Source organism: Bradyrhizobium sp. Ses1 (assembly GCF_059512365.1).
Map to the genome: position 1 here is coordinate 1 of NZ_JCAMOQ010000298.1, position 204 is coordinate 204.

Below are 204 nucleotides of genomic sequence, written 5' to 3' on the forward strand. Positions count from 1 at the left end.
TTGGCGATGGCGAGGCGGTGGGTGTAGCGCGACAGATAGGCCAGCACTGCCTCAGGCCCGCCGAACGGCCGCTTTGCATAGAGGACCCACTCGGCCTTGCGCAGCGGGGCCAGAAAAGCGGCGAAGGATTGCGCATCGGCCAGATGGATGTCGTCACCGAAGAAGCTCAGGCGGCCGGCCCGGTGGGCGGCGACGAGCTTCTCC

Annotated in this window: 1 protein-coding gene; it reads right to left on the reverse strand. The window is 67.6% G+C overall.

Features of this window, described 5'->3' with window-relative positions:
• Positions 1 to 204, reverse strand: a 204-nt coding sequence (locus AC5ZG5_RS46725) for a transposase (protein ID WP_496165632.1), incomplete at both ends; no start/stop codon positions are given.